Genomic DNA, 18,045 nt, shown 5'->3' with positions numbered 1-18,045 from the left:
ATGAAGAACCTATTATTAATCTTAATCTGTTTAATCTTTTTGAACAATAGTTTTTCTCAACAGAAAAGATCTACAAAAATTGGCAATGTAAGTATACAAGAGTTAAACATGAATCGCTATGAGAAAGACACAACCGCAAATGCAGTTGTTCTATACGAACATGCCAATTATTATTTAGATGAAAGTAGGGATTACAAAAAAACTACTGATTATTACTTTAAAGTAAAAATATTTAAAAAAGAAGGAACTAATAAAGCCACCATACAAATCCCTTTTTATGGAGATGAAAAAGTACATTCAATAAAAGGGATTACTTATAATGTTTCAAAAAGTAATACAATTCTAAAAAACCAATTAATTGATAAGCAAGTTTACACAAAGGATCTCTATGGGGACTGGAAAGAAGTTACATTTACTTTACCCAATATTAAAGAAGGCAGTGTAATCGAATACACTTACTCAGTTACCTCTCCTTACTCTAAAATTGATGATTGGTATTTTCAATCAGATATCCCTAAAATTAAAAGCGATTTTACAGCAGCAATTTTAGGTAACTGGAAGTATAATATTAGACTTGTAGGCTTTCTTGAATTAAATAGAAGTGATGTTTCTGTAAAAAAAGGATGTGTCTATGTTCCTGGGCTTGGTGATGGTGCTTGTTTGATTTTAGATTATGGAATAGACCATATTCCTGCTTTTAAAGAAGAAGATTATATGTTGAGTAAAGAAAACTTTATATCTAAACTTTGTTTTGATTTAGAATCTTTTCAAAACCCAAGAGGAGGAGTTGATAAATACACTAAAACATGGAAAGATGCAGATAAAAGTTTGAAATATGATTTCTTAGACAATCAAACCTCAAAAAAAAATTTCTTTAAAAACAACTTACCTCCTGCTCTTCTTTTAATTAACGATGATTTAGAAAAAGCCAAAAAAGTTTATTATTATATTCAAGATTACTTTACTTGGAATGAAAAATATTGGCCCTCAAAAAAAGTAAGAATTAAAGATGCTTTTGAAAATAAAACAGGTAATGTTTTTGATATCAATTTATCATTATACAATTCTTTAAAAGCAGCAAATATTGAAAGTTATCTTGTTTTAACCTCAACAAGAAATAAAGCTGTCCCTACAAGACTACACCCAATAATTGATGACTTCAATTATTTACTAGTAAAAGCTAATATAAACAACAAAGCATACTTTCTAGATGCTACTAACAAACAATTACCTTTTGGCTTAGTACAACATGAATCATTAAATGGTGACGGCAGAACCATGGATTTTGCTAGTGGTAGTTATTGGGAAAGTATTAAATTATTGAAAAAAAGCTTTAGAAGTATTAAAGCTCAATTATCTTTTGATGAAGACAATAAATTAGGTGGTAATTTAATGATTTCTAGTGATGGTTTTTATGCTGTAAATGATAGAGAGAATTTAAACTCTACAGATATCGAAAGTTATATTGAAAATTTTGAATCTGAACACCCTAATATAGAAGTAGAAAATTTAGAACATCAAAACTTAGATGAAAAAGAAAACACTTTACATCAAATTTACGAAATCACAACTGATCATATAAATTTTGACACAAAACTTAGAATCAATCCTTTTTTAATAGACAGATATACTCAAAACCCTTTTAAACTTAATCAGAGAGACTACCCTGTCGATTATGGTTTTCCTAGAAATTACACCTATATGCTCTCTTTAAAATTACCTGAAGGATATACTGTAAGTAGTTTACCTGAGAATAAAGCTTTATCTCTACCAAATAAAGGAGGAAGGTTTATTGTTAATTTTAAAAACTTAAATAATGTAATTAGTGTATACTCAAGAATGAACCTAAACAAAAGAGTATACAGTAGTGAAGAATATTATTACTTAAAAGAGTTTTACAACCAAATAATAAAAGCACAAGATGTTTTTATAGAAATTGAAAAAGCGAGTAATTAATTACTCGCTTTTTTTATAAAGCTATTGCTATAGAATTTTTAATTTCACCAATAGTAAAAATACTATGGGTACTACCTATATGCTTTAAGGCCGTAAGTTTATTTACCATAAACTCACGATATTCATCCATATCTTTTACATAGATCTTTAAAATATAATCGTAATCACCACTTACATGAAAACATTCGGTTACCTCTTCTAACTTATTAATTTCTCTTTCAAAAACAGCAATATATTCTTTGGTATGCTTTTCTAATCGAATATGACAAAACACCAAAAATGATTTTCCAATTTTGTTCTTGTTTACTAAGGCAACATACTGCTTAATAACATCTTCTTTTTCTAGTTTTTTTATTCGCTCATAAACTGCAGTAACCGATAACCCCAAGTGCAAAGACAACTGTTTAGTTGTTTGTTTACTATCAACTTGAAGTAGTTCTAACAATTTTTTATCTATTTTATCTAACTTCATCTGAAAAAAAATCTATTTAAATTAACCTTACTATAATAATAATTGTAATAAAATCTAATTATTATCACAAATTTAGTCTAAAAAACCATAAAAAACATCTTCTATTGATTTTTTAACTCATAATATTGATTTTAGTAGTCATTAAATAATTAATTCAATTCAACATGAAATTTAAACCTGCAAACAACATACAAGACTTACAGTATTTTGGAGAATTCGGCGGTGTTAACCCTTCTATTTCTGACTCTTCAACATATACATTCTTATCAGCAAAAACAATGTTTGATACTTTCGAAGGAAATACAGACGGTTGCTATTTATATTCTCGTCACTCTTCTCCTTCAAACCTTTATTTAGCAGAAGCTCTTGCTGCCATGGAAGGAACAGAAACAGCCAATGTTGCTGCTACGGGCATGGGAGCGATCACGCCAACTATTTTACAAATTTGCGGTGCGGGCGATCATATAGTTTCTAGTAGAACTATTTATGGAGGAACCTATGCTTTTTTGAAAAATTTCACTCCTAAAATAGGAATTGAAACTTCTTTCGTAGATATCACAAAACTAGACATCGTTGAAGCTGCTATTAACAAAAACACTAAAATGATTTACTGCGAAACTGTAAGTAATCCACTTTTAGAGGTAGCAGATATCAAAGCATTAGCTGCCATAGCAAAAAAACATAATTTACAGTTGGTTGTTGATAATACCTTTTCTCCGTTATCAATCTCGCCAGCTCAATTAGGTGCTGATATTGTAGTTCATAGTTTAACAAAATTCATCAACGGTTCATCTGATACTATGGGAGGTGTTGTTTGTGGAACTACAGACTTCATCAATTCACAAAAAAGCGTTATTGATGGCGCAAGTATGCTACTAGGAGCTTCTATGGATTCTTTACGCGCTTCATCTATCTTAAAAAATATGAGAACCCTTCATATTCGCATGAAACAACACAGTAAAAATGCTAGCTATTTAGCCGAAAAGTTTGAAGCTGATGGCTTAAAAACAGTATATCCTGGGTTAAAATCACATCCATCTCATGAAGTTTTTAAATCAATGATGAATGAAGAATACGGATTTGGAGGTATGTTAACTATCGATGCAGGTTCTTTAGACAAAGCCAATGCTTTAATGGAACTAATGCAAGATAAAAACTTAGGATATTTAGCAGTAAGTTTAGGTTTTTATAAAACGTTATTCTCAGCTCCAGGTACTTCAACTTCATCAGAAATTCCTTTAGATGAACAAAAAGAAATGGGGTTAACCGATGGATTAATTCGTTTTTCTATCGGATTAGATAATGATATAGAACGCACTTATCAAATGATGAAAGAGTGTATGAAAGAGGTTGATGTACTGTAAAAACCTCTATTTTATATTTTTAGACTTGTCATTTTAAATAATGTGAAAATTATGAACTTCTTTCACATTATTTAAAGTGACATTTTTGTTTATCTGTCATTTCTTTTCAATTTTCCTTAAAGAAAGCCATTAACTGATTCGATTTGTGTAATTCTATTCAAAATCGTAACATTACAATCCGAAAAAATTACACATGCAAGACGATAAAAACCTTTCAGAAATTAAAATTGAAGATCAAAAAATAATCCAGAATAAAGAGTTGACCATTTGGGAAGCATTAATTCCTGTTTTTGCCTTAATTGCAATGTTAGCTTATAATGTATATGTTTTTGGCGATGATGCTTTAAGCGGAAGCAATCAATTTATATTATTATTAGGAGGTGCTGTTGCTGCTATTGTAGGATTTAGAAACAAGGTTTCTTACGAAAGAATGATAGAAGAAGTTGCTGAAAACATTAAATCTACAGCAGGCGCTATCTTAATACTCTTAATGGTAGGGTCCTTAGCTGGAACATGGCTTATTAGTGGTATTATTCCATCAATGATTTATTACGGACTTCAAATCTTAAACCCTACTATATTTTTAGTCGCTTGTCTAATAATTTGTGCTGTAATTTCTGTTGCTACAGGAAGTTCTTGGACAACCTCAGCTACTGTAGGTATTGCTTTGATAGGTATTGGAGAAGCTTTAGGAATTTCTTTAGGAATGACAGCTGGTGCTGTTTTATCTGGAGCTTATTTTGGTGATAAAATGTCTCCAATGTCTGACACAACTAACTTAGCTCCTGCAATGGCTGGGACTGACTTATTCACCCATATAAGATACATGGCTTATACCACAATTCCTACATTTGTCATTACCATTATCTTCTTTATCATACTTGGATTTACACAAACAACTACCGGTGAGGCTAACACACAACAAATGCTTACCGATATTAACAAAGCATTTAATATTACTCCGTGGTTATTTATAGTACCTATTTTAGTTATCATTCTAATTATTAAAAAAACACCTCCTTTAATTGCTCTTTTAGCAGGTACAATTTTAGGTGGAATATTTGCTTTAATTTTCCAACCACACATTGTAGCACAAGTTGCAGGGGTTGAGAAATTAAATTTTGAAGCTGCTTACAAAGGAGTAATGCAAGCCATTACTGTTGAAACTTCCGTTGCCACAGATAATGAGGTTTTAAAAGATTTATTTACTGCAGGAGGAATGAAAAAAATGCTAGGAACTGTATGGTTGATTTTATTAGCGATGGTTTTTGGTGGAGTAATGGACGCTATCGGAGCCTTGGCTAAAATTAGTAGCTTTATGTTGAGCTTATTTGACTCTGTGTTTGGTTTATTTGCTAGTACAGTTGCTACTTGTATCGGATTAAACTTTACAGCTTCTGATCAGTACTTAGCAATTGTTGTTCCTGGAAAAATGTATGCGCAAGCCTATAGAGATAAAGGTTTGGCTCCTGAAAACTTAAGTAGAACACTGGAAGACTCTGGTACAGTAACTTCTGTTTTAATTCCCTGGAATACTTGTGGAGCTTACCACTCGGGTGTATTAGGAGTGCCTGTTATAGATTATGCTTTTTATGCTATGTTTAATTGGTTAAGCCCCTTTACTACACTAGTATATGCTGCCTTTAGAATTAAAATAAAACAACTTACATCTAAATAATAGACAAAAAATAACCTCACTTAAAAAGTGAGGTTATTTTTTATTGAAAAAAGTAGCTATTCTATTTTACTTTTTAAGTTTACTGCTAAAAGGTTTAAAATTAAAGAAACTATTAAAAATACCCATGGAGTTCCATGTAAAAACACGTCAAACCAATCCATAAATTTCATAGCGTGCTCTCCTGAAAAAGCATTTCCACCAGCAATCCATTCTAACTTTCCTACAATATGTGGTGGTTTAAAAGGTGCCAAACCTAAAGTTAGACTAGCTATTAAAAATAGCTTCCAGTTTTGTTTTAATCTTTCTTTCATAATTTTAAATAAACCAATTCCAGACTACTCCAAAGCGAATTACAAAATCTCTATACGGATAGTTTGGTGCTGAAAAATAATTCTTTTTAAACGCAAAGGAACTAATATTATCTGCTTTAAAATAAATTCGAGTTCTTCTTACACGTGCATTAAAAAACAAATCAACTGTTGGATAACCTATTTCTGTATCGTTTTGCAAAGTAAATTCTGCTAACAACGGATTGTAAGCATTTGCTTTATATTCTGAAAAATATTTAAACGTAGCTCCTATTTGAACTAACAAAGGTTTTCCTTTAAACCACTCATCTGTATAATAAAACGTATTTCTAGTAACAAATTCAGGTACTCTAAAAACACTTTCTCCACTTGCCACTTTTTGGTACATTAAAGTATTATCCAAAGCAAATTTTCCGAAAGCAAACTCTTTAGAAACTTTGGCTTTTAAGTAATTTACATCTTCAGAAAACTGATTAGGCTTTCCATTTTCGTCAAAATAAGTATAATTACTAATATTGGTAATATCTAGCGAAGCATTTCCCCATTTAGAATCAATAACCCCTCCTAAACTTCTCATTCCTATCTGAGAGAAATTATTTTCCCAATTATATTCATCATAGCTGCTTTGGTGTAGTAAAAAATTGAAGTTAGGAGACTTATTACTAATCCCTAATCTACCTTTTATGGTAAGTACACTATCTTTCTTGTAAAATGCTTCTCCTGAAAATTGATTTCCTGATAAACGCCCACTTCCTGGAGTAAGACTCCCTGAAGCATTTACATGAAAGTTTCCTATACGTCCGTTCCAATCGGCTCCAAACGAAACAGCATCACCTTTTAATTTGTTTTTAGTAATTCCAACTGTGTTGTTCTGCAAGTTTTCATATCCGTAGTTATATGAAGTTACTCCTGTTTTAACGCGAAACTTCCCTAAAACATACTTAGAATTAAAGTCTAAAAACAACTGATTATCATACAACAAGTATTTCGTCTTGTTATTTATTCCACTAGAAACATTAACATTACCAAACACTTCTGGTGTTGCTGTTCCTTGATTAAAACGATAAAATTTTGAATCTCTGGTAAATGAATGCCCTAATTTTAAGTTTGAAAAATCTCTTTGAGTTACACTATCTTTAGATGAAAGTAATTTAAAAGTATGTTCAAAATACAGACGTTTTGTATCTAAATTATTTTCAGCATTATTTAAAACCACATCCATCCTACCTCTGTTGGCACTAAAATTAGGATCATCGTTTATAAAAGCCTCCAAAGATGTTTCTGTTAACCCTCCACTTTCCTGATTAAAAAAATCTTGATTTACAGCATGTCCTCTTATTGCATATTGTCCTTTTGGAGTTTCATAACTAAAACTTACTCTAAAATTACCCGTACTTGCTAATGACTCTCTATATGTTCCTAAAGACCTAAGTCCTTTATAAGCTATTGCTAAATTAAATCGTTTAGAAAAGTTTGTAGTAAAAAGTGCATCTAAAACCTGTCCTTGTTCTAAACCTGTACGATACATAATTTCTGTCGTCGGTGTAGGAACATGATAATACTTTACATCTTCTACACCAATATAATTGAACATTTTGGCTCTAAAACCAATATCCGGAAACTGAGAAACATTTATAAAATCGTATGCTAAATTATTAAATGTTTGGCCTTGATTATGAAAAGCCAATAGCTCAAAATTATCTTTTCGCAAAAAATTAAACTTATACTCTTTTTGAATAGTCAATGTAGTATCTACAATAGTAGTGTCGTTCTTATGTGATATTATTTTATAGTCTGTATACTTTGTCTTTCCACTAAGTTTTACATTGATTTCATTTTCAGGTAATGAGTCTCTACCTTGATTAAGTCCTCCTCTACCTCTTGCAAAGCCTCCATCAATTGTTCTTAACTGAGCAAAAAATACCTGAACACTAATCAAACAAAAGAATACTAACAGATTTTTCTTCATAACAGCAAAAGTAAAATAATTTAACGATTAATTTTAAGTTTAATTTCTTTGAAAACTGTTAATTTGTAGCATGTTGAAATTAAACTTTAGCGGACATAAATTAGAAGCTGGTACTGATGAAGCTGGAAGAGGATGCTTATCCGGTCCTGTTGTAGCTGCCGCGGTTATTTTACCAGATAATTTTAAACATGAATTACTAAACGACTCTAAACAACTTTCTGAGAAAAAAAGACAAGAGCTTCGCCCATATATTGAAGAACACGCTCTAGCTTTTGGAGTATCCTTCATTCATCAAGAAGAAGTGGATGAATTGAATGTTCTACAGGCTTCAATCACAGGCATGCATCGTTCTATTCAACAATTAAATATTCAACCAGAATTTATTATTGTTGATGGGAATAAATTTAAGCCATATGAAGAAGTCCCTCATCAAACTATTGTAAAAGGTGATGCTAAGTTTATGAGTATTGCTGCGGCATCTGTACTAGCAAAAACATACAGAGATGAATACATGGAGAAAATTCATCAAGAATTTCCACAGTATAATTGGCAAAAAAACAAAGGATACCCGACCAAAGAACATCGCGAAGCTATTCGACAATTTGGCGCAACAACCTACCACAGAAAATCATTTAAATTGTTACCCGAACAATTAAAATTGGAACTTTAATTTTTCTATTTTTGTCTTCCAATTTTTTAGAAGATGATTAAAAGAACTCGTACCGAAATTAACAAATGTATCATTCATAAAGTCGCCAATAAATACAATAGCGGACAAAATGCTTTTTCTGAAAGTTTAGTGCGTTTTGATGAAGAAAGCTACGAATTATTACTTCCTTTTTTACTAAAACCATTTGGTTCGGTTACGCAGAGTTATCGTTTTAGTCATCATGCAGATGTTCGTTTAAACGAAATCAACAAATACACTTCAGATATTTTTGAAGATGATAGCAATGAGGTCTTCATCCAACATTCTAAAAACATTGTTAACCACTTATACGAGCAATCAAACTCTGCCAATATTAAAACAGGGGATGTAATTGTTGCTTATTTTGAAGGTATCGAGTACAAAGATGTTTTAACAGAGGCTGTTGGAGTTTTTAAAATTGAAAGCAAAGTAGATTTCTTTCAAACCTATTTAGACGATGATAGTTTTGATGTTGTAGTTCAAAAAGGAATTTCTACTAAAAGATTAGATAAAGGTTGTTTGATTTTAAACTCTTCTGACACAGAAGGAACGGTAGTTTTATCAGTAGACAATAACAATTACGATGCCCAATACTGGATTAAAAACTTTTTAAGCGTAAAGTATGCCGACGATCGCAATTTACACACGCAGAACTATTTAGAAATGTGCAAGGAGTTTTCTGAAGAAGTAATAAAACCTGAATTTGGAAAACAAGAACAAAGCAACTTCTTAGCTAATACAGTTGATTATTTTAAAGAACACGAAAATGTAGATTATCACAACTTTAAGGATGAAATTTTTGAAGAAGATAAACACAAAAATTTGTTTGAAGACTATAAACAACACTTTGAGAAATTGAACGATGTATTAATTCGTAATAACTTTGAAGTATCTGATGTTGTTTTAAAGAAAGAAAAAAGCAAGTTCAAAACCGAAATAAAGCTAGACACCAACATTCAAATTAAAATTGATGTAGATGCTCCAGATGCTTCAGCTGAATATTTAGAACAGGGTTATGACGAAGAGAAAAAAATGAAATTTTATAAAGTGTATTATAATACTGAAAAGTAACAATTAATCCAACTCTGAAATTTCCTTCTCTAATCTTTTTTCTAGTTTTTTTAATTCTTTTAATTTCTTTTTATCCTGATACCTACTTGATAAATGATAAAGAATACATAAAACCATATAAACAGATGCACAAAGCATTACTAGTTTTAAATAGGTATAATCAGTTTTTTCAAGTATAGACATCCTTTTTGAAGAGTAATGCCCTTGCGTATAGGTAGGAGCCCAAAAACTAAAAACAATACCAGCAGCAATTACTTTCCACCTATGTCTCGACAAAAAATCTTGCTGCCTGATAACGTTTTCTATTTTATATCTTGTTGCTTGTAAGTGTTTTTCTTTATAATATTTAGCAGACATTTTTCTCTTTCTTGAAACTAGGATTATTACTCCTTTTCAGCCATTTTCTTGACGTAATCGGTAATAATTACAATTTGTGTTCCATCTACTTTACCTTCAATATATTTAGCGTTTTCAGGGTCTAATGAAATTCTACGTACTGCAGTACCTTGTTTAGCTACCATACTAGAACCTTTTACTTTTAAATCTTTAATCAATACCACATTATCTCCCGCTTGTAAAATAGCTCCGTTCACATCACGATGAATAATTTTTTCACTTTCATCTAAATGCTCTCCTGTTGCTTCTGCAAAACGAACATCTTCATCTTCTAAATAAAGCATATCCAATAAATCTTGCGACCAACCATCCTTTTTAACACGATGTAACATTCTCCAAGCTACAACTTTTACCGCTCTAAATTCACTCCACATACTATCGTTTAAACAACGCCAGTGGTTTGCGTCTGTAGTTTCAGGATTCTCTATTTGCTCAATACAAGTGCTACAAGCCAGTAAACTACCATCTACTCCACCTGTAGAAATTGGTGGCACTTCGTAAATCGATAAGTTATCTTTTGATGCACATAGCTCGCATTGATTTCCGCTTCTATCTTGTAATTCTTGTAATAAACTCATTTTATTATTTTTTTGCTTCGCAAAAGTACATTTTTAATTTATATTTAAACCATGTTATTAGAAAGCGAACGATTAATCATACGAAATGCTCTGGTGAGTGATGCTCCTTTTTATTTTGAGTTATTCAACGACCCTGATTGGATCCAATTTATAGGTGATAAAAATTTGAAATCTATTGAAGAAACCGAGGTCTATTTAAAAGACATTTTATTTAAAAATTCAAAATTAGGCGGATTGGGGTTTTTCACGGTTATTTTAAAAGAAACCAACAGACCTATTGGTGCATCTACCGCATTACAAAGAGATTCTCTTGATTTTATTGATATTGGCTACGCTTTTTTACCTATCGGAAGAGGAAAAGGATACGCAACCGAAGCTACAAAATTGATTATAGAGTACGTTCGAACAAAGTTTAAACAGGATAAAGTATTAGCTTTAACCATGCCTAAAAACGAAAAATCTCAAAAATTGTTAAAAAACTTAGGTTTTAGCTATATAGGGATGCAGCAAGTTTTTGAAAACGGGGAAGATTGCGTTTTTGAGTATATTTTTTAGACCTTTAAAAGCATACTTCTTGCCCATTTTATAAAAAAAGGTAAAAATACTGATTAAACAAGAATATGATCTCTATGTTAATTTTCCTTCTTTTGGACGATTTCGAACTCATTTTTATAAAGTTTTAATTATTATTGCAATGCTAATAAAGTTTACTATTAAATGATAGTATACTTTATTAGCATTCCCCTCCCCAATTACATTTGTCAAGCTTTTTTTAAAAAAAAGAAGAGTAACCCTTGTTTTATTACATGCAAAATCTTTACTCAACCAAAAAAAAGAAATGAAAATCAACCTAAAACCCTCTCAAAAAAGAGCAAAAAGAAAAGTCAGCCGCTTTTTATTCTTCCCTTTAATTTTTAAAGGAGAACTATATTGGCTGGAAAGAGTTATTGTTAAAAGAAATTTTAATGGTAGAAATCTTCAAATAACTGATGTAATTAGGTCAAAGGACTTAATTGCAAAAGAGATAAACAAAAAACACTATAAATTAAAAGTTGTAAAACAGGCTGTTTAATTTAAATAGCCTTAAATTTTATACTATGAAAAAAAATATTTTATTACTTGTTATCTCTTTAACTTTTTTAAACTGCTCTTCTAGTGATGAAAACGTTTCTGACAACTCATTAATTGGAACTTGGAAACAAACCAAACTATTAATTAACGGCAATGAATCTCAATATGAATGTATTGAAAAAAATTATATAAAATTCAGTGAAAACAACTCATTAGAATGGGCTCGTCACTTAAATCCTGATTGTAATTTAGACGAAGGAACCCCATACATAGGAACATGGAATAAAATAAATGAAACTAACTACTCATTTAAAACAGATGAAAACTTTGTACTAAAACTAATTAACAATACCATTGAAATTCAAGAAGAAAACGATGATTCAAGAAAATGGATATTTAAAAAATAAAAAAACGGAAGGGTCAATTCCTTCCGTTTTTATACTATCTTAATGAAGTATATCTAAAAATATTATCCTAAATACAACTCAATTAATCCTTCTGGTGTATTTACTTCAATTACTTGATTTTCTCTATCTACCTTTTTAATAAAATCATCTATCATAGGGATAAAGATTTCTTTATCCTCTCTATTTACTTCAAATAAAGGCTGTGCAGAAGCATCATTGATGCTCACAATAGTTCCAACTTCACCAAAATTATCATCAACAACCGTAAAACCAATAACTTCATGATAATAAAACTTATTTCCAGAAAGTTTTGGAAGCAAATCTAAAGGTAAATACACTTCTGAACGCAAAATAGCTTCTGCATCAGCTTCAGTATCTACATCTTCAAATTTTACTCTAAACATAGTTCCTTTACTCAATGAAGATTTTTCAATAAAAAAAGGAACCAGATTATTGCCTAAATCGACAAAAACTGATTCCAAATTTTCGTAAAGATCGGGTTCATCAGTATCTAACTTAATAACTACCTCACCCTTAAAACTATGTTTTTTAACGATTTTGCCAAGATAAAAGCAATCTTCTTTTTGCATCATCGTAGTACACGTTTTTATTCTTCGCTATCAGCACCTGTTTCAGCAACAGCAGCGTCCTCGCTATCAGTAGCAGGAACAGCAGCAGCAATACGTGCTTCGTTTACAGCTTTTTCAGCCTCTAAAGCTTTAGCTTTAGCATCTTCTTTTGCTTTCGCTAAACCATCAGCTTTACCAGCTACTTTTGATGCTTTTTCTTCTAACCAAGCAGTAAATTTAGCTTCTGCTTGCTCTTCAGTTAAAGCTCCTTTTTTTACTCCACCAGCTAAGTGATTCTTTAATAAAGCTCCTTTATAAGATAAGATAGCTCTAGCAGTATCAGTTGGTTGAGCACCATTTTGTAACCACTTTACAGCTCCATCAACATCTAAATCGATAGTTGCAGGGTTCGTGTTTGGGTTATAAGTTCCGATTTTTTCTAAGAAACGACCGTCTCTTTTAGCTCTAGAATCAGCAGCTACTACCCAATAAAATGGTTTTCCTTTTTTACCGTGTCTTTGTAATCTAATTTTTACAGGCATAATTTTAATTTTTAAGGTTCGCGACCTTGGTTATTAATAAATCTTATCATCTCGTGATAAGTGGGCGCAAATTTATGAAATCTTTTTCATTAAAAAGCAAAAAAACTATTTTATTAAACTAAAAAAGAGCCTGTAAAACAGACTCTTAAGAAAAATAAAATATGAGATATATTATAATACTCTAACGCTAACAGCGTTTAATCCTTTTTTTCCTTCTTTAAGTTCAAACTCAACAGTATCACCTTCTCTAATCTCATCGATTAAACCTGATACGTGTACAAAATGTTCTGTGTTTGATCCTGACTCTGTAATAAATCCAAAACCTTTAGATTCATTGAAGAACTTTACTGTTCCTTCTTTCATTGTAAAAAATATTATATTAAAGTGCAAATGTAATCTTATTAATTGATTATCAATCACTTTTTCTGATATTTATTTTAAACTTAACCTATTAATAACATAATTTTTAGTTACGGTCAACCAATCAAGCCTTTACCTCAACTCAAAAACACTCGTTAATAACTTCTCTCTGTATCAATCTAAATTCTTCGTATTTTTACACTTTGTTTTACTCAAAAACACTTCAAGTAATTTTTGCCCATGTATTTAATTTTCGATACCGAAACTACTGGATTACCTAAAAGCTGGAACGCTCCAATAACCGATACCGATAACTGGCCTAGAGCCATACAAATTGCATGGCAATTACATGATGAATTAGGAAATCTGGTTGAACACAACGATTTCTTAATTCAACCTGACGGATTTAACATTCCATACGACGCAGAACGTATTCACGGAATTTCTACCGATTTAGCTATTGAACAAGGTATTCAATTAAGTGAAGGACTAGAATTATTCAACAATGCTTTACAAAAAACAAAGTTTATTGTTGGGCAAAATGTTGGGTTCGATGTCAACATTATGGGGTGTGAATTTCATCGTTTGGGTGTTGAAAATAACCTAACTGAATTACCAGTTTTAGATACCTGTACCGAGCACACAGCCGAAATGTGTCAAATTCCTGGAGGTCGTGGAGGAAAATTCAAGCTTCCTACCCTTACCGAATTACACAATTACTTATTCGGAACTGGTTTTGGTGAAGCTCACAACGCTACTGCCGATGTTGAAGCTACAACTCGATGTTTCTTAGAATTAATTCGTTTACGTCAGTATACCGAAGAACAATTAGATGTTCCTTCAGATTATTTTAAACGTTATACAGAGGCAAATCCTAATCCGATTCAAGTTATCGGACTTAAACACTTAAACCTTAAAAAGGAAAGTGAAAAAATCCGTAAAAGGAAATCTTCAGAAACTGAAGAAGCTACTACCATTTCTACTGCAGAAGGTTTAGCAGAGCTTGAAGGAGTTAAATTTGCCCATTTACACAACCATACACAATACTCAATTCTACAGTCTACCATCCAAATTGGTAATATTGTAAATGCTGCTGCAAAAGACAATATGTCGGCAGTTGCTATGACAGATACCGGCAACATGATGGCTGCTTTTCACTTTGTACAAGCCGTTATAGGCCACAACAAAGCCGCCGAAGCTGCTAATCAAGAAGCTATAGGAAAAGGCGAAACACCTACAGAAACTATTTTAAAACCTATTGTGGGTTGTGAGTTCAATATTTGTGAAGATCATACGAATAAAAGTCAAAAAGACAACGGATACCAAGTTGTATTACTTGCTAAAAACAAAAACGGATACCACAACTTAGCAAAAATGTCTTCTATTGCTTTTGTGGATGGTTTTTACTACGTTCCAAGAATTGATAAAAAAATAATTGAACAATACAAAGAAGATGTAATTGTTTTAACTGGGAATTTATACGGAGAAGTTCCTAGTAAAATATTAAATGTTGGTGAAGCCCAAGCTGAGGAAGCCTTACTTTGGTGGAAAGAGCAATTTGGTGACGATTTGTACATCGAGTTAATGCGTCATGGACAAGAAGACGAAAGAGTGGTGAATGAAACTCTTTTAGAGTTTTCAAAAAAACATAACGTAAAAATTGTTGCTACCAACAACACCTTTTATTTAGGGAAAGAAGATGCCAACGCACACGATATTTTATTGTGTGTAAAAGATGGAGAAAAACAAGCGACTCCGAAAGGTAGAGGAAGAGGTTATCGTTACGGTTTACCTAACGATGAGTACTACTTTAAATCTACCGAAGAGATGAAAAAACTCTTTGCTGATCTACCAGAAGCCATCATTAATATTCAAGAAATTGTAGATAAAGTTGAGCCTTTTGGTTTAGCTCGCGATGTATTATTACCTGCCTTTGATATTCCTGAGGAATTTAGAGATGAAAAAGATTTAGAAGATGGAGGAAAACGTGGAGAAAATAATTTTTTACGTCACTTAACCTACGAAGGAGCCAAAAAACGATATGGTGAAATTACAGATAGCATTCGAGAACGTTTAGATTTTGAGCTAGATGTAATTGCCAAAACAGGATACCCTGGATACTTCTTAATTGTTGAAGACTTTATTCGAGAAGCCAGAAACATGGATGTATCGGTAGGCCCTGGACGTGGATCTGCCGCAGGTTCGGTAGTTGCCTATTGTTTATGGATTACCAATATTGATCCTATTCAATACGACCTACTTTTTGAGCGTTTCTTAAACCCTGAACGTGTATCGATGCCCGATATCGATATTGATTTTGATGATGAAGGTCGTGGTCGGGTAATGGATTATGTAATCCAAAAATATGGAGCCAACCAAGTAGCACAAATTATTACCTACGGAACCATGGCTGCTAAATCATCTGTTCGTGATACTGCTCGAGTGCTTGATTTACCCCTTTTTGAAGCCGATAGAATTGCCAAGTTAATCCCAGGAATGAAATTGGCTAAAATATTCTCTTTGGATGAAGCCGGATTAAAAGCCAAACTTCGTTCCGAAGAAATTGAAATGGTCAACGAACTAAAAGCGATTGCCGATGGTAGTGGGCTGGAAGCGGAAACCATTAATAAAGCTCGAATTTTAGAAGGTTCTGTTCGTAACACAGGTATTCATGCCTGTGGGGTAATTATTACTCCTGATGATATTACCAAGTTCGTACCTGTATCGGTTGCGAAAGATTCCGACATGTACGTTACCCAGTTTGATAACTCGGTCGTAGAAAGTGCTGGATTATTAAAAATGGATTTCTTGGGGTTAAAAACATTAACCCTGATTAAGGATACGGTAAAAATTGTAAAAGCGCGTCACGGAGTAGAACTCGACCCAGAAAGTTTTCCTATTGATGACGAAGAGACATATGCATTGTTCCAGCGTGGAGAAACCGTAGGGATTTTCCAATACGAATCTCCTGGAATGCAAAAGTACATGCGTGAATTAAAACCTACCGTTTTTGCCGATTTAATTGCAATGAACGCCCTATATCGTCCAGGTCCTTTAGAATATATTCCTTCATTTATTCGAAGAAAACATGGTGATGAAGAGATTCAATACGATCTTCCTGCGATGGAAGAATATTTAGCTGAAACCTACGGAATTACGGTATATCAGGAGCAAGTAATGTTACTTTCACAAAAACTAGCTGATTTTACCAAAGGTGAAGCCGATGTACTTCGTAAAGCCATGGGTAAAAAACAAGCTGCCGTGCTTGCTAAAATGAAACCTAAGTTTGTCAACCAAGCAAAAGCTAACGGGCATGATGAAAAAGCCTTAGAAAAGATTTGGAAAGACTGGGAAGCATTTGCATCCTATGCTTTCAACAAATCGCACTCTACTTGTTATGCGTGGATTGCCTATCAAACTGCTTATTTAAAAGCCCACTACCCTGCCGAATATATGGCTGCCGTTCTTTCAAACAACATGAACGATATTAAATCTGTTTCATTTTTCATGGAAGAATGTAAGCGTATGGGCTTAGAAGTATTAGGACCAGATGTAAACGAATCATACGCTAAGTTTTCTGTAAACAAAGACGGAGCTGTACGTTTTGGTATGGCGGCAATTAAAGGAGTTGGTGGCTCTGCTGTAAAAGCCATTATTGATGAGCGTAAAGAAAATGGGCATTATTCTTCTGTTTTTGATGTAGCAAAACGTGTGGATTTACGTGTAGCAAACAAAAAAGCTTTTGAAGGACTAGTCTTAGCTGGAGGATTTGATTCATTTACGAGTACACATCGTGCTCAATATTATGTAAAAGACGAAAAAGGACAAACTTTCTTAGAAAAAGCCATCCGTTTTGGAAATAAATACCAAGAAAATCAAAACTCCTCTCAAGTTTCTCTGTTTGGAGAAGCCTCTGAAGTTGATTTACCAGAACCTCAAGTTCCAGTATGCGAAACATGGGGAACCATGGAACTCTTAGCCCGCGAAAAAGAAGTCGTAGGAATGTATATTTCTGCGCATCCGTTGGATGATTTTAAAAATGAAATGAATTTTTGCAACGCTACCCTAGCACATTTTAAAAATATTGCTCAATACGAAGGTTTAGGATTGTCTTTTGCAGGTATTGTTACCGATGTACAACACCGTGTATCTAAAGCCGGAAAAGGTTGGGCTTCTTTTATTATGGAAGATTACAATGACAGCTACGAGTTCAGAATTTTTGGGGAAGATTACTTAAAATTCAAGCACTTTTTGGTTCCAAATTCATTCTTGTTTATCAAAACAACCATTAAACCTGGGTGGACTAATAAAGAAGGAGTTAAAGGTGAACCTAGAATTGCATTTAATGAGTTTTTATTATTACACGACATCATGGACAAAATGTGTAAAAAACTAACCATTAAAATTCCGTTACAAGAAGTAAAAGAAAACACGATTAAGGAGTTACAACACTTATTTGCTACCAATAAAGGTTCTCAAAGCTTATACTTTACTATTTGGGACACTGAAGAAAAAATTGAACTAAGCTTACCAAGTAGAACCACTAAAATTAAAGTATCTAGTGAATTTTTAAAAGCTTTAGACGAGCAATTTATTAATTACAAATTGAATTAACT

Annotated in this window: 17 protein-coding genes; 9 read left to right on the top strand and 8 right to left on the bottom strand. The window is 32.4% G+C overall.

The window, feature by feature from the left end; genetic code table 11:
- The gene (locus ACKTSU_RS01805) at positions 1–1,956 is read left to right on the top strand and encodes a DUF3857 domain-containing protein (RefSeq protein ID WP_408034668.1); all 1,956 of its coding nucleotides are present in this window, start codon (positions 1–3) and stop codon (positions 1,954–1,956) included.
- A gap of 13 nt (positions 1,957–1,969) precedes the next feature.
- Here the strand turns inward: ACKTSU_RS01805 and ACKTSU_RS01800 are convergent, their stop codons facing one another.
- Complete coding sequence (locus ACKTSU_RS01800; protein ID WP_408034667.1) at positions 1,970–2,428, bottom strand: Lrp/AsnC family transcriptional regulator; 459 nt, start codon at positions 2,426–2,428, stop codon at positions 1,970–1,972.
- A gap of 164 nt (positions 2,429–2,592) precedes the next feature.
- Here ACKTSU_RS01800 and ACKTSU_RS01795 point away from each other — a divergent pair, with 164 nt between their 5' ends.
- Together ACKTSU_RS01795 and nhaC are read left to right on the top strand one after the other, a co-directional pair.
- On the top strand, positions 2,593–3,792 hold the full coding sequence (locus tag ACKTSU_RS01795; protein WP_408034666.1) for an aminotransferase class I/II-fold pyridoxal phosphate-dependent enzyme: 1,200 nt from the start codon (positions 2,593–2,595) through the stop codon (positions 3,790–3,792).
- 193 nt (positions 3,793–3,985) lie between these two features.
- Positions 3,986–5,470 carry a Na+/H+ antiporter NhaC gene (gene nhaC, locus ACKTSU_RS01790; RefSeq protein WP_408034665.1) on the top strand — a complete coding sequence of 495 codons (1,485 nt, stop codon included), beginning with the start codon at positions 3,986–3,988 and terminating at the stop codon, positions 5,468–5,470.
- Between the two features lie 56 nt (positions 5,471–5,526).
- On the opposite strand, the gene ACKTSU_RS01785 is transcribed toward nhaC, so the two are convergent.
- Both ACKTSU_RS01785 and ACKTSU_RS01780 read right to left on the bottom strand, forming a co-directional pair.
- Complete coding sequence (locus ACKTSU_RS01785; protein ID WP_408034664.1) at positions 5,527–5,781, bottom strand: hypothetical protein; 255 nt, start codon at positions 5,779–5,781, stop codon at positions 5,527–5,529.
- A 4-nt stretch (positions 5,782–5,785) separates the two neighbouring features.
- On the bottom strand, positions 5,786–7,747 hold the full coding sequence (locus ACKTSU_RS01780; RefSeq protein WP_408034663.1) for a putative porin: 1,962 nt from the start codon (positions 7,745–7,747) through the stop codon (positions 5,786–5,788).
- Between the two features lie 70 nt (positions 7,748–7,817).
- Here ACKTSU_RS01780 and ACKTSU_RS01775 point away from each other — a divergent pair, with 70 nt between their 5' ends.
- Positions 7,818–8,417, top strand: a complete 600-nt coding sequence (locus ACKTSU_RS01775) for a ribonuclease HII (protein ID WP_408034662.1) — start codon at positions 7,818–7,820, stop codon at positions 8,415–8,417.
- Between the two features lie 33 nt (positions 8,418–8,450).
- Positions 8,451–9,506 carry a nucleoid-associated protein gene (locus tag ACKTSU_RS01770; RefSeq protein ID WP_408034661.1) on the top strand — a complete coding sequence of 352 codons (1,056 nt, stop codon included), beginning with the start codon at positions 8,451–8,453 and terminating at the stop codon, positions 9,504–9,506.
- Between the two features lie 3 nt (positions 9,507–9,509).
- On the opposite strand, the gene ACKTSU_RS01765 is transcribed toward ACKTSU_RS01770, so the two are convergent.
- Both ACKTSU_RS01765 and ACKTSU_RS01760 read right to left on the bottom strand, forming a co-directional pair.
- Positions 9,510–9,863 carry a hypothetical protein gene (locus tag ACKTSU_RS01765; protein ID WP_408034660.1) on the bottom strand — a complete coding sequence of 118 codons (354 nt, stop codon included), beginning with the start codon at positions 9,861–9,863 and terminating at the stop codon, positions 9,510–9,512.
- Positions 9,864–9,889: 26 nt separating this feature from the next.
- A complete protein-coding gene (locus ACKTSU_RS01760; RefSeq protein ID WP_408034659.1) occupies positions 9,890–10,480 on the bottom strand; it encodes a PhnA domain-containing protein in 591 nt (196 codons plus the stop codon).
- Positions 10,481–10,531: 51 nt separating this feature from the next.
- Between ACKTSU_RS01760 and ACKTSU_RS01755 the strand changes: the two genes are divergently transcribed.
- The 3 genes from ACKTSU_RS01755 to ACKTSU_RS01745 all read left to right on the top strand — a co-directional run bounded on the left by ACKTSU_RS01755 (position 10,532) and on the right by ACKTSU_RS01745 (position 11,958).
- Positions 10,532–11,035 (top strand): GNAT family N-acetyltransferase, encoded by a 504-nt coding sequence (locus tag ACKTSU_RS01755; protein ID WP_408034658.1) that lies wholly within the window; start codon positions 10,532–10,534, stop codon positions 11,033–11,035.
- A 283-nt stretch (positions 11,036–11,318) separates the two neighbouring features.
- A complete protein-coding gene (locus tag ACKTSU_RS01750; RefSeq protein WP_408034657.1) occupies positions 11,319–11,552 on the top strand; it encodes a hypothetical protein in 234 nt (77 codons plus the stop codon).
- Between the two features lie 25 nt (positions 11,553–11,577).
- Entirely contained in the window at positions 11,578–11,958 is a 381-nt protein-coding gene (locus ACKTSU_RS01745; protein ID WP_408034656.1) for a hypothetical protein, read from the top strand.
- Between the two features lie 62 nt (positions 11,959–12,020).
- On the opposite strand, the gene rimM is transcribed toward ACKTSU_RS01745, so the two are convergent.
- From rimM to ACKTSU_RS01730, 3 genes are all read right to left on the bottom strand, one after another.
- Positions 12,021–12,548 carry a ribosome maturation factor RimM gene (gene rimM, locus ACKTSU_RS01740; protein WP_408035319.1) on the bottom strand — a complete coding sequence of 176 codons (528 nt, stop codon included), beginning with the start codon at positions 12,546–12,548 and terminating at the stop codon, positions 12,021–12,023.
- A 17-nt stretch (positions 12,549–12,565) separates the two neighbouring features.
- Positions 12,566–13,069 (bottom strand): 30S ribosomal protein S16, encoded by a 504-nt coding sequence (locus tag ACKTSU_RS01735; RefSeq protein ID WP_408034655.1) that lies wholly within the window; start codon positions 13,067–13,069, stop codon positions 12,566–12,568.
- Positions 13,070–13,240: 171 nt separating this feature from the next.
- Positions 13,241–13,432 (bottom strand): cold-shock protein, encoded by a 192-nt coding sequence (locus ACKTSU_RS01730; protein WP_028891302.1) that lies wholly within the window; start codon positions 13,430–13,432, stop codon positions 13,241–13,243.
- Positions 13,433–13,669: 237 nt separating this feature from the next.
- Here ACKTSU_RS01730 and dnaE point away from each other — a divergent pair, with 237 nt between their 5' ends.
- Positions 13,670–18,043 carry a DNA polymerase III subunit alpha gene (gene dnaE / locus ACKTSU_RS01725; RefSeq protein WP_408034654.1) on the top strand — a complete coding sequence of 1,458 codons (4,374 nt, stop codon included), beginning with the start codon at positions 13,670–13,672 and terminating at the stop codon, positions 18,041–18,043.
- Positions 18,044–18,045 lie beyond the last annotated feature (2 nt).

It is taken from the genome of Tenacibaculum aestuarii (assembly GCF_964510395.1).
In the GTDB taxonomy this organism is placed as follows: Bacteria; Bacteroidota; Bacteroidia; order Flavobacteriales; family Flavobacteriaceae; genus Polaribacter; species Polaribacter aestuarii.
Note: the sequence above shows the minus strand (reverse complement) of the source record. Positions and strands in the feature narration are given on the sequence as shown.